Source organism: Streptomyces sp. NPDC031274 (assembly GCF_055570235.1).
Genome location: NZ_JBVIHP010000001.1, coordinates 131,764 through 146,345 on the forward strand (window position 1 = coordinate 131,764; position 14,582 = coordinate 146,345).

10 protein-coding genes are annotated in these 14,582 nt (G+C 69.7%); 5 read left to right on the forward strand and 5 right to left on the reverse strand.

Annotated elements, in window-relative coordinates; translation table 11 throughout:
- The first annotated feature begins 189 nt into the window (after nt 1-189).
- Both ACZ5CR_RS00665 and ACZ5CR_RS00670 read left to right on the forward strand, forming a co-directional pair.
- Complete coding sequence (locus tag ACZ5CR_RS00665; RefSeq protein WP_468852177.1) at nt 190-1,794, forward strand: peptide-N4-asparagine amidase; 1,605 nt, start codon at nt 190-192, stop codon at nt 1,792-1,794.
- 280 nt (nt 1,795-2,074) lie between these two features.
- Complete coding sequence (locus tag ACZ5CR_RS00670; RefSeq protein ID WP_468852180.1) at nt 2,075-3,532, forward strand: cation:dicarboxylate symporter family transporter; 1,458 nt, start codon at nt 2,075-2,077, stop codon at nt 3,530-3,532.
- Here ACZ5CR_RS00670 and ACZ5CR_RS00675 read toward each other — a convergent pair.
- The 3 genes from ACZ5CR_RS00675 to ACZ5CR_RS00685 all read right to left on the reverse strand — a co-directional run bounded on the left by ACZ5CR_RS00675 (nt 3,471) and on the right by ACZ5CR_RS00685 (nt 8,474).
- On the reverse strand, nt 3,471-4,958 hold the full coding sequence (locus ACZ5CR_RS00675) for a Gfo/Idh/MocA family protein (protein WP_468852181.1): 1,488 nt from the start codon (nt 4,956-4,958) through the stop codon (nt 3,471-3,473). The two genes, ACZ5CR_RS00670 and ACZ5CR_RS00675, sit on opposite strands and share 62 nt — an antisense overlap.
- A 144-nt stretch (nt 4,959-5,102) precedes the next feature.
- The gene (locus ACZ5CR_RS00680; RefSeq protein WP_468852183.1) at nt 5,103-8,021 is read right to left on the reverse strand and encodes an FAD-binding and (Fe-S)-binding domain-containing protein; all 2,919 of its coding nucleotides are present in this window, start codon (nt 8,019-8,021) and stop codon (nt 5,103-5,105) included.
- Nucleotides 8,022-8,030: 9 nt separating this feature from the next.
- On the reverse strand, nt 8,031-8,474 hold the full coding sequence (locus ACZ5CR_RS00685) for a MarR family winged helix-turn-helix transcriptional regulator (protein WP_468852185.1): 444 nt from the start codon (nt 8,472-8,474) through the stop codon (nt 8,031-8,033).
- A 190-nt stretch (nt 8,475-8,664) separates the two neighbouring features.
- On the opposite strand from ACZ5CR_RS00685, the gene ACZ5CR_RS00690 reads away from it, so the two are divergent.
- The 3 genes from ACZ5CR_RS00690 (at nt 8,665) to ACZ5CR_RS00700 (ending at nt 12,161) form a co-directional block, all read left to right on the forward strand.
- On the forward strand, nt 8,665-10,482 hold the full coding sequence (locus ACZ5CR_RS00690; RefSeq protein ID WP_468852187.1) for an ABC transporter ATP-binding protein: 1,818 nt from the start codon (nt 8,665-8,667) through the stop codon (nt 10,480-10,482).
- Between the two features lie 46 nt (nt 10,483-10,528).
- Nucleotides 10,529-11,374: an endolytic transglycosylase MltG gene (gene mltG, locus ACZ5CR_RS00695; RefSeq protein ID WP_468852961.1), complete on the forward strand. Its 846-nt coding sequence runs from the start codon at nt 10,529-10,531 to the stop codon at nt 11,372-11,374.
- A gap of 88 nt (nt 11,375-11,462) precedes the next feature.
- Entirely contained in the window at nt 11,463-12,161 is a 699-nt protein-coding gene (locus ACZ5CR_RS00700) for an antibiotic biosynthesis monooxygenase (protein ID WP_468852189.1), read from the forward strand.
- Between the two features lie 27 nt (nt 12,162-12,188).
- Here the strand turns inward: ACZ5CR_RS00700 and ACZ5CR_RS00705 are convergent, their stop codons facing one another.
- Together ACZ5CR_RS00705 and ACZ5CR_RS00710 are read right to left on the reverse strand one after the other, a co-directional pair.
- On the reverse strand, nt 12,189-13,313 hold the full coding sequence (locus tag ACZ5CR_RS00705; protein WP_468852963.1) for an NAD(P)-binding domain-containing protein: 1,125 nt from the start codon (nt 13,311-13,313) through the stop codon (nt 12,189-12,191).
- A gap of 60 nt (nt 13,314-13,373) precedes the next feature.
- Nucleotides 13,374-14,582, reverse strand: coding sequence for an LLM class flavin-dependent oxidoreductase (locus tag ACZ5CR_RS00710; protein ID WP_468852191.1), 1,209 nt, complete (start codon nt 14,580-14,582; stop codon nt 13,374-13,376).

Here is a 14,582-nt window from a genome sequence, read left to right on the forward strand (position 1 = left end):
GACCCGCTCGGGCTGGCCCCGCGACTCTCTCGAGCTGGCCCCGCGACTCTCTCGAGCTGGCTCCCGCGACTCCCTCGGGCTCCGCAAGACTCCCTCGGGCTCCGCAAGACTTCCTCGGGCTCCGCGAGACCTCCCCGGAACTCTTCGGAACGCATTGCGGTGATCGTCGACTCGCCGTAGAAATCCCCCATGAGAAGACGCGTCATGTCCATGCTCGCCGGGGTCACCCTCGCGGCGAGCACACTCTTCAGCGCGGGTCCGGCAGCGGCCGACACGCCACCACCGGAGTTCGGCAACGACTGGCACGACCCGATCACGGCCGCCCCGCCCGTCCCGAAGCCGCACACCAAGTCGTGCGAAGTGACCGTCGCTGACGCGCAGTTCAAGGACTTCACGCCCTATGAAGGCGCCTACAGCCCGCCCGGCAAGTGTGGTGCGGGCGACTGGGGCAAGGTGGTCCTCCGCCTCGACGGCAAGGTCAAGGGGCGGCAGTACGACCGGCTCGGCTACCTCCGCATAGGCGGCGTCGAGGTCTTCCGTACGTCCACTCCGGAGCCGTCCGCCGACGGCATCACCTGGTCCGTGGAGAAGGACGTCACGCGCTACCGGGAGACCCTGGGACGCGACCAGCGGGTCGAGATGCTCATCGGGAACGTCGTCAACGAGACGTACACGGGCGTCATCGACGTGAAGGCGACCCTGACGTTCTACGCGGCGCAGAACAGCGGCGCGAAGCGCAAGCAGACACCACCCGACCGCGTCCTGCCGCTGGGCGACGGCACCACCCTCACCACCCCGCGCAACAGCGAGCGCATCGTCGCCGAGGTCTACGCGACAGGCTCCGGCGGCGGCTGCGAGGAGTACTGGTATCTGACGGTCCCGGACGCGGCTCCGTACTCCTGCAAGGCCGAGGACGGGCCCTATCGCGAGGTGCAGGTCACGGTCGACGGCCAACTCGCCGGTATCGCCACGCCGTTCCCGACCGTGTGGACGGGCGGCTGGTCCAACCCCTTCCTGTGGTACGTGATTCCGGGGCCGCGCGCCTTCGACATCAAGCCCATCGAGTACGACCTGACGCCCTTCGCCGGGCTGCTCAACGACGGCCGTCAGCACCGGGTGGAGGTGTCCGTCGCGGGCAGGCCGGAGGCGACGGCAGGCTGGCACACGCCGACCAACATCCTTGTCTGGCAGGATGAGAAGCGCGAGCACGTCTCCGGCAAGCTGACCGGACACACGGCGGGCGACCTCGCCAACAAGGCGGCCTATACGCCCGGTTCGCCCGAGCGTGATCACCGTCTCGACACCAAGGGCAGCCACCGGCTCAGCGTCTCGGGATACGTCGACACCTCCCACGGCCGAGTCGAGACGACCGTCAGCCGCGCGCTCGCCAACACCTCCGTCCACCGCTGGACCGAAGGTGAGTCCACCGACGCGCTCAAGTCCACCTGGACGGACCGCGAGACGGTCACCACGGACGGACGCGCGACCCGCACCGACCGGACGTACACGATGGACGGTACGACGACGCTCGGCGCCGGTGACCGGCTGCGCACCGAGATCTCCCTCGGCGACCGCGCGGAAACCGTGATCACGCACGACGGCCGCCGCACTCGTTCGGTGACCGACGACCGCTACGACGGCGACGCGACGTACACCGCCGACGTCCCCCGCGAGGACCGGCACGCCGTCGGCACGTCCCGTGAGCGCTACCGCGTGTACGGCGACGGCGGCTGCTACGACCGCACGCTGGCCACCGAGCAGGGAGCTCTGACGGTGAACAGGCCGCGCTGCTGACGGTCCGGCCCGGTCCCGCCCTTCAAGGGGCGGTCGGGGCGCGGAGGGGCTTCTTCGGAACCACCTCCGTGCCCCCGGCCGCCCCTTGAAGTGTTCCGGAGCCTCCTCTTCCTCCCCGGAGCCCCTTGCTCCGCTTCGGCGGTTTGGAGCATGGTCCAAGATTTACGTCGATGTGATCTAGAGGTCTTTTACGGAAGCACCCACTCCGCCATAGTGGCGCCTCGCGGAAAGAATGTTCCGCATGGCAGAAGTCAACTGACGCCTCACTACAGGAGTGCCCGTGCCGCAGTCCGTACCGTCCCTACCGCGACGCGTAGCACGCACATGGCGAACCTCACTGTTCGCGCAGGTCGCCTGCGCGTTGGTGATCGGAGTCCTCGTCGGACGGCTGTGGCCCCATGCGGGCACCGCCGTCCAACCGCTCGGCGACGGCTTCGTACGTCTCATCAAAGCGATGATCGCCCCGCTCGTCTTCTGCGTGGTCGTCGCCGGAATCACCAAGGCCGGAGACCTCAAGGCCTTCGGCCGCATCGGGATCAAGGCCCTCATCTGGTTCGAGGTCGCGACCACGGTCGCCCTCGTCGTGGGCCTGCTCGCCGGAAACCTCGTCAGCCCCGGCGCCGGAATGAACGTAGATCCCTCCAAACTCGACGCGTCCGCCGTCGACGCGAAGACCGGCGGCGGTGAGCTGCCCTCGACCAGCGAGTTCCTCCTGCACTCGCTCCCCGACAGCGCCATCGGCGCCTTCGCCGAGAACTCGCTGCTCCAAGTCCTCGTCCTGTCCTGCCTGGTGGGCGCGGCCCTGCTGCATCTCGGCAACACGAAGGTCCCCGCGATCCTGCCCGCCATCGAGCAGGGTCAGGAGATCGTCTTCGCGATCGTCGGCTTCATCATGAAGCTGGCGCCGCTCGCCGTCTTCGGTGCGACCGCGCATCTGGTGGGGGAGTACGGCATCGGTGCCCTGTCGACGTACGGCAAGCTCATCGGTGTCTGTTACGCGGTGGCCCTGATCTTCCTCGTCCTGCTCGGCGTCGCCCTGAAGGTGCTGACCGGCCTGAGTCTGTGGAAGTTCGTCCGTTACACGCGCGAGGAGATGCTGCTCGCGCTCGGCACGGCCTCCAGCGAGGCCGTCATGCCGCGGATGATGCAGAAGCTGCGCCAGGCGGGCTGCCGCGACGACGCCGTGGGCCTCGTCCTGCCGACGGGATACTCCTTCAACCTCGACGGCGCCTCGATCTACCTCTCCATCGGTACGTTGTTCATCGCGCAGGCCGTGGGAGTGGACCTGAGTCTGGGCCAGCAGATCACGGTCGTCCTCGTCCTGATGCTGACCAGCAAGGGCATGGCGGGCGTGCCCGGTTCGGCGTTCCTCGCGCTGTCCGCGACCGCCTCCGCGCTCGGGGTCATCCCCGCGGGCGCGGTCGCCCTGCTGCTCGGCGTGGACCGCATCATGGACGCCATGCGCGTGGCCACGAACCTGCTCGGCAACTGTGTCGCCGTCTTCGTGGTCTCGCGCTGGGAGGGCGCGTTGGACACGGCGCGGGCCAAGAAGGTCCTCTCCGGAGAGATCACCTTCGTACCGGAACAGGCGGAGCCTGCCGAGGCGGCGGAATCGGCTGCCCCCGCCGAGGAGCCCGGCAGCGCCACTGGAGGAGGCACCGCCGGGCCCAAGACCCTCACGCCTGCGGCTTCTCCGAGTCCACTCCCGGCCGAGCCTTCTTCCACAGACCGCGAGTGAAGTCCGGGATCGCCTGCGGCGCGCCCTTCGCCTTGATCGACAGATGGCTCAGGGGGACGGGCGACGTCCAGGTCGCGGCGTCGTAGACGTCGAAGTCGGGCACGAGGCCGAGCTGCATGGTCTGCATCAGACGGAAGATCATGATGTAGTCCATGCCGCCGTGCCCGCCCGGCGGATTGGAGTGCTCCTTCCACAGCCAGTGGTCGAACTCCGCGGCGTACTTGCCGAAGTCGCCCCACTCGTCGTTCGTGTGGTCCGGCTCGATGTAGATGCGCTCGGGGTAGTCCTCGAAGACGCCCTTGGTGCCGCCGAGGCTGTTGATGCGGCTGTAAGGATGGGGCGTGGAAACGTCATGTTCGAGGCGGATCACCCGCCCCTTCGCCGTCTGGACGAGGCTGATCGTGCGGTCGCTCTCGATGTACGTCTCCTTCCAGCTCGGGTCGCCCGCGGGCATGTGCGCCTTGCGGTACTCGGCCAGGCCGAGGGCGGGCGTACCGAAGCTGGAGATGTGCGTGACGCGGTCGCCGCGGTTGATGTCCATGTAATTGGAGACCGGGCCGAAGCCGTGGTTGGGGTAGAGGTCGCCGCGCAGCCGCGTGTGCCACAGGCGCCGCCACGGACCCTCGTAGTAGTCCGGGTCGAACATCAGGCCGCGCAGGTCGTGGTTGTACGCGCCGGCGCCGTGCAGCAGATCGCCGAACTTGCCCGCGTGGGCCATGCGCAGGACACGCATCTCGTTCTTGCCGTAACAGCAGTTCTCCAACTGCATGCAGTGTCTGCGGGTCCGCTCGGAGAGGTCGACCAGTTCCCACAGCTGGTCGAGCCGGAGCGAGATGGGACACTCCACGCCGACGTGCTTGCCGTTGAGCATCGCCGTCTTGGCCATGTCGAAGTGCCAGTCCCAGGGCGTCGCCACGTACACGAAGTCGATGTCCCCGCGCTTGCACAGGTTCTCGAAGTCGTGATCGCCCTTGGTGTACGTCGCCGGGGCGGGCTGGCCCGCGGCGGTGACCTTCCTCGCGGCGGCCGCGGTCTTGTCCTTGACCGGGTCGCAGAGCGCGACGACCTTCACCCCCGGGATCGCCAGGAAAAGATCGATCATGCTGCCGCCGCGATTGCCGAGGCCGACGATGCCGACACGCACCGTGGAGCGCCGCTCGAACGGTACGCCGACCATGGTCTTGCCCTTGCGCGGCGGCGCCTCGGCGGCCGAGGCGGCAGCGGCGGGCGCACCCTGCGGGGCTTCGGCGTGGGCCGTGCCGCCGGTGAGGGCGCCTAGGCCGAGCCCGGCACCGGCGAGGCCCGCGGTGCGGAGTACGGCGCGGCGGGATGCTCCGTCGGGAAGGTCGGCAAGGTTGGCAAGGTCGTCAGGGGTCGCGGGCTGGTCGGACTCGTCAAAGTTCGGTATCGCGTGCTCGTCGTGCATCGGACCTCCGTGGCTTGGATGCCTGCGCTGGAACGGATGCAACCCTGATAGGGGGAGAGGCGTGGCGCAAGGGACCGAAGTGGCCAGGGAGTTGGATTTATTTCGCGTCCGGTCTTGGGGACCTCGTTTCTGGGCCGCCGTCGCTCACGGACGCGTCGCGCGCTCCAGCTCCAGGAGTGCGGAGTAGTAGGCGCGGCCTGTGGCGTGGTCCATGCCCACCTCGCACATGCGGTTCGCCGAGAGGTGCGCGTCGAAGGCGCGGGCGGTGACCTCCGCCGCCTCCTTACGGGTGGCCGACTCGGTCAGCTCCTTGTGCAGCATGCCGCGGTCACCGGCGAAGGCGCAGCAGCCCGCGTCGTCCGGGACCACCACTTCGTCCGCGCAGGCCTCGGCGACGGCGCGCAACTGGGCCTCGTCGCCGAGGTGGCTCATGGAGCAGGTGGGGTGCAGGACCGCGGAGCCGACCGTGCGGTGCACGGTCAGGTGGGGGAGCAACTCGTCCGCGGCCCAGACGAGGGAGTCGACGACGGTCAGCTCCCGGTGCAACTGCCGGTTGTCGGCGGTGAGATAGGGCACGACCTCGTGCGCGATGCCGAGCGTGCAGGACGAGGCGTCCACCACCAGGGGCAGCCTGCCGCCCGCCGTCCAGCCCCAGGCCGCTTCGACGATGCGGTTGGCCATCACCGTGTTGCCCTCGTCGTACCCCTTGGAGTGCCAGATCGTGGCGCAGCACGTCCCCGAGACATCGTCCGGAATCCAGACGGGCCGCCCCGCGCGCGTGGAGACGGCGACCACGGCCTCCGGCAGCGAGCGGTCACCGGGGCTTTCGAAGATGCGGTTGACGCACGCCGGGTAGTAGACGGCGCTCGCGCCCACGCGCGTGGTGCGCGGCAGCTTGCGGGCGGCGGCTCCCGGGATGTCCGGCAACCACTCGGGGACCAGATCGGGGCGGACGGCCTTGCGCGCGGTACGCGTCACCGTGGTCAGGAGCCGGTCGTTGATCCGGTCGGCGGCGCCTACCGCGAGCCTTGCGGCGGCCTCGACCGCCTTGAAGTTCTTGGCGGTGAAGGCGGCCACCTTCTCCTCGCGCGGCGAGTGCCGTGCGCGGCGGAAATCCTTCATCAGGGCGCCCGTGTCGATGCCCACCGGGCAGGCCAGTTTGCAGGTCGAGTCGCCGGCGCAGGTGTCCACGGCGTCGTATCCGTATGCCTCGACGAGTTCGTCCTCGACCGGGGAGCCGGGCGTCTGGCGCATCATCTCGCGGCGCAGCACGATCCGCTGGCGTGGAGTCGTCGTCAAGTCCTCGCTGGGACAGGTCGGTTCGCAGAACCCGCACTCGATGCAGGGGTCCGCGATCAGCTCCACCTTGGGGATCGTCTTCAGGCCGCGGAGGTGGGCCTTCGGGTCGCGGTCGAGGACGATGCGCGGGGCGAGCACCCCGTCCGGGTCGATGACCTGCTTGGTGCGCCACATCAACTCCGTGGCCTTCGGACCCCATTCGAGCTCCAGGAACGGGGCGATGTTGCGTCCCGTCGCGTGCTCGGCCTTGAGCGAGCCGTCGAAGCGCTCGACGGTCAGTCGGCAGAAGTCGTCCATGAACGCGGCATAGCGCTCCACGTCCGCCGGTAGGCCCGCGTCGAAAGCGAGCAGGAAGTGCAGATTGCCGTGCGCCGCATGCCCCGCGACGGCCGCGTCGAAGCCGTGCCGCGTCTGCAGCTCCAGGAGGGCCTCGCAGGCGTCGGCGAGCCGGGACGGCGGCACCGCGAAGTCCTCCGTGATCAGTGTGGTCCCGGAGGGGCGAGAGCCGCCGACCGCCGTCACGAACGCCTTACGGGCCTTCCAGTAACTCCCGATCGTCTTCGGGTCGCGTGTGAAGGCGTTGGTCACCGAGTCGACCGGAGCGACGAGTTCGAGTCCGTCGACGACCTTGGCCGCCGCCGCTTCGTACGCCTCCTGGCGCGCCTCGTCCGGTGCGCGGAACTCCACCAGGAGCGCGGCCGTCGACTTCGGGAGCCGCCCCCAGTCGGCGGGCACTCCCGCGACGCTGGTCGACGCGCGCAGGGTGTTGCCGTCCATCAGCTCGACGGCCAGCGCGCCCGCCTCGTTGAACAGTGGGACGGCCGCGGCCGCCGCGGGAAGTGACGGGAAGAAGAGCAGGGCCGTGGTGACCTGCCGGTCCAGCGGAAGCGTGTCGAAGACGACCTCCGAGATGAACCCGAAGGTGCCCTCGGAGCCGACCATCAGGCCGCGCAGGATCTCGACCGGTGTCGCACCGTCCAGGAACGCGTCCAGGCGGTAGCCGTTCGTGTTCTTGATCTCGTACTTGGCGCGGATGCGGGCCGTCAGCTCCGGGTCCGCCTCGATCTCCCGTTTGATCGCCAACAGTCCCTCGCACAGGGCGGGCTCGGCATGCGCGAGCTGCTCGTCGGCGTCCGGCTCGGCCGTGTCGACGACCGTGCCCGTCGGCAGGACGAAGGTCAGCGAAGCCACCGTGCGGTACGAGTTGCGCGTGGTGCCCGCCGTCATCCCGGAGGCGTTGTTCGCGACGACCCCGCCGATCGTGCAGGCGATGGCGCTCGCCGGGTCGGGGCCGAGGACGCGCCCGTGCCGGGAGAGCGTGGCGTTGGCCCGCAGAACCGTCGTACCGGGAGCGATGCGCGCCTGCTCGCCGTCGCCGATGACCTCGACGCCCGCCCAGTGCTTGCGCACGTCGACCAGGATGTCCTCGCCCTGGGCCTGGCCGTTGAGCGAGGTGCCCGCCGCGCGGAAGACGACCTCGCGGCTCCTGCCGTGCGCGTACGACAGGACGGCGGAGACGTCGTCGATGTCCTGGGCGACGACCACGACCTGCGGCACGAAACGGTAGGGGCTCGCGTCGGAGGCGTACCGCACGAGATCCGAGATCTTCGTCAGGATCTTGTCCGCGCCGAGGAGTGCGGTCAGCTCCGAGCGCAGCGGCTCGGGCGTGCCCTTGGCCTGCCGGTCCGGCACCCGGTCGTGGGCCGGACCCTCCGGTCGCGACGCGGGGCGCAGGGCTTCTGGCGTGGGCTCCAGCAACGGCATGAACTCTCCTCAGCAGCGATGGACGTCCGGCACATCGAACAGCGCGTTCAGCAGGCCGCCGAGCTGCTCGCGCTGCTCGGTGTCCAGTGGAGCCAGGATGTCCTCCGCGGCGGCCAGGCGCGCGCCGCGCAGCTCCCCGAGAGCCTTCCGTCCCGCGTCCGTGAGCTCGATGCGGATCACCCGGCGGTTGGTGGGATCGGGGACGCGGCGCACGAGATCACTGGCCTCCAGGCCGTCCACCAGGCTCGTCACGGCGCGCGGGACCACTTCGAGGCGCTGGGCGAGGTCGGCCATGCGCGGCGGCGCCTCGTAGTGCACGAGGGTGCGAAGGAGGCGGGACTGGGCCGGGGTGATGCCGGTCGGCACCAGATGGCGCTTCTGGATGCGGTGCAGCCTGCGGGTCAGTCGCAGCAGCTGTTCGGCGAGCAGTCCGTCGGCATCCGGGGTGTTCATGCGGGAACATTATCAGGACCTTGTGCATTGTGAGTATAGGTAACAGTGAGCTATGCTCCCTCAATCGTCATCGGCCTGTCCCGACGCTCGTCGTCGACCCGGCCGCCGACCGTCCTCGCCGGCCCGTGTGCCGGTTGCCCCCGCCGGCCCGCGTGCGCGCCGGCTGCCGTCTCACCTCCCGTAGGAGCCCATGCGTCACGACGAACCCAAGTGGACACCGCAGCCCCCGGCCCCCGGCCAGGAGGAGCAGCCGCGGCAGATCCGCCGCATCCTGCGCCTCTTCCGTCCCTACCGCGCCCGCCTCGCGATCGTCGGCCTGCTCGTCGGCGCCGCATCCCTGGTCTCGGTCGCCACCCCCTTCCTGCTGAAGGAGATCCTCGACACCGCGATCCCGCAGGGACGGACGGGCCTGCTGAGCCTGCTCGCCCTCGGCATGATCCTCAGTGCTGTCGTCACCAGCGTCTTCGGCGTCCTGCAGACCCTGATCAGCACGACGGTCGGGCAGCGCGTCATGCACGACCTGCGCACCGCCGTCTACGGCCGCCTGCAGAGCATGTCGCTCGCCTTCTTCACCAGGACCCGCACCGGTGAGGTCCAGTCCCGCATCGCCAGCGACATCGGCGGCATGCAGGCGACGGTCACCTCCACCGCCACCTCCCTGGTCTCGAACCTCACCAGCGTGATCGCGACGATCGTCGCGATGCTCGCCCTCGACTGGCGCCTGACGGTCGTCTCGCTGCTCCTGCTGCCCGTCTTCGTGTGGATCAGCCGCCGGGTCGGCCGCGAGCGCAAGAAGATAGCCACGCAGCGGCAGAAGCAGATGGCCGCGATGGCCGCCACGGTCACCGAGTCGCTCTCCGTGAGCGGCATCCTGCTCGGCCGCACGATGGGCCGCTCGGACTCGCTCACCAAGTCCTTCGCCGAGGAGTCCGAGCAACTGGTCGACCTGGAGGTCCGCTCGAACATGGCGGGGCGCTGGCGCATGGCCGTCATCTCGATCGTCATGGCCGCCATGCCCGCCGTCATCTACTGGACCGCGGGCCTCGCCTTCCAGCTGGGCGGCCCGACGGTCTCGATCGGCACGCTCGTCGCCTTCGTCTCGCTCCAGCAGGGCCTGTTCAGGCCCACCGTGAGCCTGCTCTCCACCGGCGTACAGATCCAGACCTCGCTCGCGCTCTTCCAGCGCATCTTCGAGTATCTGGACCTGCCCATCGACATCACCGAGCCGGAGCGCCCGGTGCGCCTGGACAAGGTCAAGGGCGAAGTCCGCTTCGAGGGCGTCGAGTTCCGCTACGACGGCGGCGACGGCCTCAGCCGCCCGATCCTCGACGGCATCGACATCACCGTCCCCGCCGGAGGCAGCCTGGCCGTCGTCGGCCCCACCGGCTCCGGAAAGTCGACCCTCAGCTATCTCGTGCCGCGCCTCTACGACGTCACGGGCGGCCGCGTCACGATCGACGGCGTCGACGTGCGCGACCTGGACTTCGACACGCTGGCCCGGGCGGTCGGCGTCGTCTCCCAGGAGACGTATCTCTTCCACGCGTCGGTCGCCGAGAATCTGCGCTTCGCCAAGCCCGACGCCACGGACGAGGAGCTGATCGCCGCCGCCGGAGCGGCCCAGATCCACGACCACATCGCGTCCCTGCCCGACGGGTACGACACGGTGGTCGGCGAGCGCGGCCACCGCTTCTCCGGAGGCGAGAAGCAGCGCCTGGCCATCGCCCGTACGATCCTGCGCGATCCGCCCGTGCTCATCCTGGACGAGGCGACCAGCGCCCTGGACACGCACACCGAGCACGCCGTGCAGGAAGCCATCGACGCCCTGTCCGCAGACCGGACGACGCTCACCATCGCCCACCGGCTCTCCACGGTCCGCGGCGCCGACCAGATCGTGGTCCTCGACGCGGGCCGGAGCGTCGAGCGCGGCACCCACGAGGAGCTCCTGGAGAGGGACGGACGGTACGCCGCCCTGGTGCGGAGAGACGCCCAGCTGGAGCCCGCGACATGACGATATGCACCGAATGTCAGGATTTGCAGGATAATGTGCCTGCATGCTGCAGACCAAGACTCCGCGCCGGGGCACGATTCGACTGACGCGTCGGGGCCGGATCGCCCTGATCGCGACCGGAGCCGTCACGGCGGTCACCGCCGTGGCGGTACCGCTGCTGCTCCCGGACGACAGCGGACGCCCCGAGTCGCTGACCATCCCGGAGGGCTGGCGTTCGGGCCAGGTGTACGAGGCTGTCGACAAGGCCCTCGGCGTGCCGACCGGCACCACGAAGAAGGCCGTTCCCAAGGCCGATCTCAAACTCCCCAGTGACGCGGGCGGGAACCCCGAGGGCTATCTCTACCCGGCCACGTATCCCATCGGTGACAAGGCGACTCCCGCGTCCGTGCTGTCGTACATGGTGAACACGTCCACCAAGAAGTTCGGCGGCAACCAGGTCACCGCGGGCGCCGACCGCAACGCCGTGAACGTCTACCAGACCGTCACCATCGCCAGCATGATCGAGGCCGAGGCGGGCTCCAAGGCGGACATGGGCAAGGTGGCCCGTGTCATCTACAACAGACTCGACCAGGGCATGCCCCTGCAGATGGACTCGACGATCAACTACGCCCTGAACCGCTCGACGCTCAACACCCGCGACCGCGACACAAAGATCAACAACCCCTACAACACCTATACGCGCATGGGCCTGCCCCCCACCCCGATCGGCAACCCCGGCGAGGAGGCGATGCGCGCGGCGACCAGCCCGGCGCAGGGCGACTGGCTGTACTTCGTCACGGTGAAGCCGGGGGACACCCGCTTCACTTCGAGCTTCGAGGAGCAGCAGAGGAACGTGGCGGAGTTCAACAAGAACAAGAGCAAGGGCGGGGACGAACAGCAGCGGGACAGCTAGCGGCCCGGAAGTTCTTCCCTTGACCTCGAGCGCACTTGAGGTGCCAGTGTCTGCCTTGACCCCATCGTGGACTCTGGGAGGACCGACCATGCTCGCACCGATATCCGCACCGTTCCCCGACGTCCGGCGCACGGACGCCGGCACGATCCTCGTCAGCTCCTGGATCGTGCCGGCCCCGGACGTCCAGCGCCGCGCCGCCGACCTCGTGATCGAGGAGTGGGAACGCCAGGAACGCCCGGACGCGATGCTCTCGCTCACCACGTTCCTGAGCGAGGACGGCTCGCACGTTCTCAACTACGCCCAGTGGACGGATGACGACGCCCACCGGGAATGGGTACGAGACCGGCGGCCCGCTGCCATCGGCAAGATCGATGAGACACTCCCGGGCATCGAGCGCCCCGGCCTCGTGCGCTACGCGCTGTACCGCAGCTACGCCCCGCGGGAGAGCGCGTCCCGGCGTCCGGGGGTGCTCGTCACGCCCACCTTCGATACGCAGGGGCCGGACGGCCAGCGCGCCCTGAGCGACGCGGTCATCGGCATTCTGGAGCGGATCCGTCCGGCCGGGCTGCTGGGGGCGCACTTCCATGCGAGCAAGGACGGTCGACGCGTCCTCAATTACGTGGAGTGGCAGGACATGGAGGCCTGGCGTCGATTCGCCGATGACGGCGGCACGAACGAGCTGCGCACGGTGATCGGCACCCTTGAAGGCGTCACTCCGGCATACTCCCGGCTGGACGTGCCGCGCTACCGCCCGTACAGGAGCCTGGAGAACGTCCCGGCGCCCTGAGCCGACCGTCAGGGACGCACCCTCGCGTCACACCGTGACCGGCGCGCCCGCAAGGAGCCGCTGGATGTCCCGCACCGCGGCCCGCCCCGCACGGTTCGCGCCGATCGTGCTGGCCGACGGCCCGTAGCCCACCAGGTGGACGCGGGGGTCGGCGGCGGCCCGGGTGCCCTCGATCCGTATGCCGCCGCCCGGCTCGCGCAGCCGCAGCGGTGCCAAGTGCTCGATCGCCGCCCGGAATCCGGTGGCCCAGAGAATGACGTCGGCATCGACGCGCCGCCCGTCGTCCCACTCAACGCCGGTCGGCGTGATGCGGTCGAACACAGGGAGCCGTTCGAGCACCCCGTCGGCCCGCGCCCGCCGGATGGCGTGATTGACGGGCAGCCCGGTCACGGACACCACACTGCGCGGCGCGAGCCCCTGGCGCACCCGCTCCTCGACCATGGCGACGGCCTCGCGCCCCCAGTTCTCGTCGAACGGTCCCTCGCGGAAGACGGGCGGCCGACGGGTGACCCAGGTGGTCTCGGCAGCGTACGGAGCGATCTCCATCAGATGCTGGGTGCCCGAAGCTCCACCGCCCACGACGATCACCCGCTGCCCCTTGAATGCCTCGGGTCCGGGATAGACGGCCGTGTGCAACTGCCGTCCACGGAAGGTGTCCTGCCCCGGATAGCGCGGCCAGAAAGGCCGGTCCCACGTACCCGTGGCATTGATCAGGGTGCGGGTCGCCCAGGTTCCGGCCGACGTCTCGACAAGGAGCCGCCCGCCGTCGCCCTCGCGTACCTGGTGGACGTCGACGGGCCGGCGCACCCGCAGATCGAAGCGCCGCTCGTACTCCTCGAAGTACTCCCGGATGACCTCCGACGAGGGCCGCGCGGGATCGGCCCCGGTCAGTTCCATGCCGGGAAGCTGGTGCATGCCGTGCACTTTCCCGTACGTGAGCGAGGGCCAGCGGAACTGCCAGGCGCCGCCGGGCCGGGGCGAGTGGTCGAGGACGACGAAGTCCCGGTCCGGCTCGAAGCCGACCCTGCGCAGGTGGAAGGCGCTGGACAGGCCAGCCTGCCCGGCGCCGATGACGACCGCGTCCGTCTCTTGTGCCGCTTCTTGCGCCGCCTCTTGTGCCGTTTCGATGGCGGCCGCGTCCCGTGCCCCGATGTCGTTCACGCTTCTACTAACTCCATCGGGGCCAGGGATCTTCCCTCACCGGTGCGCGGGTCAGCGCCCGCCCGCCACCAGGAGCGGCGCGCCGCCCGGAGCCGACGCCGGACGCCCGTTCGCCGCAGGTGCCCCGGTCAGCTGCGAGGCCGGGATCCGGGGCAGCAGCCCACGCGCCGCCAGATCCGGGATCACGCCCTCGCCGAACCAGTACGCCTCCTCCAGATGCGGATAGCCCGAAAAGACGAAGTGCTCGACGCCGAGCGCGTGATACTCCTCGATCCGGTCGGCGACATCCGCGTGGCTGCCGACGAGCGCGGTGCCCGCGCCACCCCGTACGAGACCTACGCCCGCCCACAGGTTCGGCGAGATCTCCAGCTTGTCCCGGGAGCCGCCGTGCAGCGCCAGCATCCGCTGCTGGCCGACGGACTCGCTGCGGCCGAGCGCCTGCTGGGCGGCGGCGACGGTGTCCGGGTCGAGGTCGTCGAGCAGCCGGTTCGCGGTGGCCCACGCATCGGCGGCGGAGTCGCGCGAGATGGTGTGCAGCCTGATCCCGAACCGGACCGTGCGGCCCTGCTCCTCGGCGAGCCCGCGAATCCAGTCGATCTTCTGCTTGACCTGCTCCGGCGGTTCACCCCACGTCAGATAGACATCCGCGTGCCGCGCGGCGACCGGCCCGGCCGCCGCGGACGAACCACCGAAGAACACCTCCGGCAGCGGGTCCGGCGGCAGCGCGGTGAGGCCGCCCTCCACGTCGTAGTGCTCGCCGTGGAAGTCGAAGGGCTTACCGCCCCACACGCCCCGTACGACGGACAGGAACTCGTCGGTACGGGCATAACGGTGATCGTGGTCGAGGTGGTCGCCGAAGCGCCGCTGCTCGGTCGAGTCGCCGCCCGTGACGACGTTCAGGAGCAGGCGACCGCGCGTGATGCGCTGATACGTGGACGCCATCTGCGCCGCCAGCACGGGGGAGATGACGCCGGGCCGGAACGCCACCAGGAATTTGAGCCGCTCCGTGTGCTGCGCCAGTGCGACCGTCGTCAGCCAGGCGTCCTCGCACCAGGTGCCGGTAGGGGTCAGCACCGCCTCGAAACCCAACTGCTCGGCCGCTTTGGCGATCTGGATCAGATAGTCGATGTCGGGGGCCCGAACCCCGCTGACCGGGGTGACACGGGAGCGCTTGACGCCGCCGTCGGTGTAGGCGTGCCGGTCGACGAGAGTGCGACCGTCGCCGCCGGTCGGCAGGAACCAGTTGAGGTGGACGGTCAT

What these genes read in the sequence shown, in the direction of transcription:
- ACZ5CR_RS00710 (WP_468852191.1), bottom strand. Translation starts at nt 14,582, where the DNA reads ATGACCGTCCACCTCAACTGGTTCCTGCCGACCGGCGGCGACGGTCGC.
- ACZ5CR_RS00675 (WP_468852181.1), bottom strand. Translation starts at nt 4,958, where the DNA reads ATGCACGACGAGCACGCGATACCGAACTTTGACGAGTCCGACCAGCCC.
- ACZ5CR_RS00690 (WP_468852187.1), top strand. Translation starts at nt 8,665, where the DNA reads ATGCGTCACGACGAACCCAAGTGGACACCGCAGCCCCCGGCCCCCGGC.
- ACZ5CR_RS00665 (WP_468852177.1), top strand. Translation starts at nt 190, where the DNA reads ATGAGAAGACGCGTCATGTCCATGCTCGCCGGGGTCACCCTCGCGGCG.
- ACZ5CR_RS00685 (WP_468852185.1), bottom strand. Translation starts at nt 8,474, where the DNA reads ATGAACACCCCGGATGCCGACGGACTGCTCGCCGAACAGCTGCTGCGA.
- ACZ5CR_RS00680 (WP_468852183.1), bottom strand. Translation starts at nt 8,021, where the DNA reads ATGCCGTTGCTGGAGCCCACGCCAGAAGCCCTGCGCCCCGCGTCGCGA.
- ACZ5CR_RS00700 (WP_468852189.1), top strand. Translation starts at nt 11,463, where the DNA reads ATGCTCGCACCGATATCCGCACCGTTCCCCGACGTCCGGCGCACGGAC.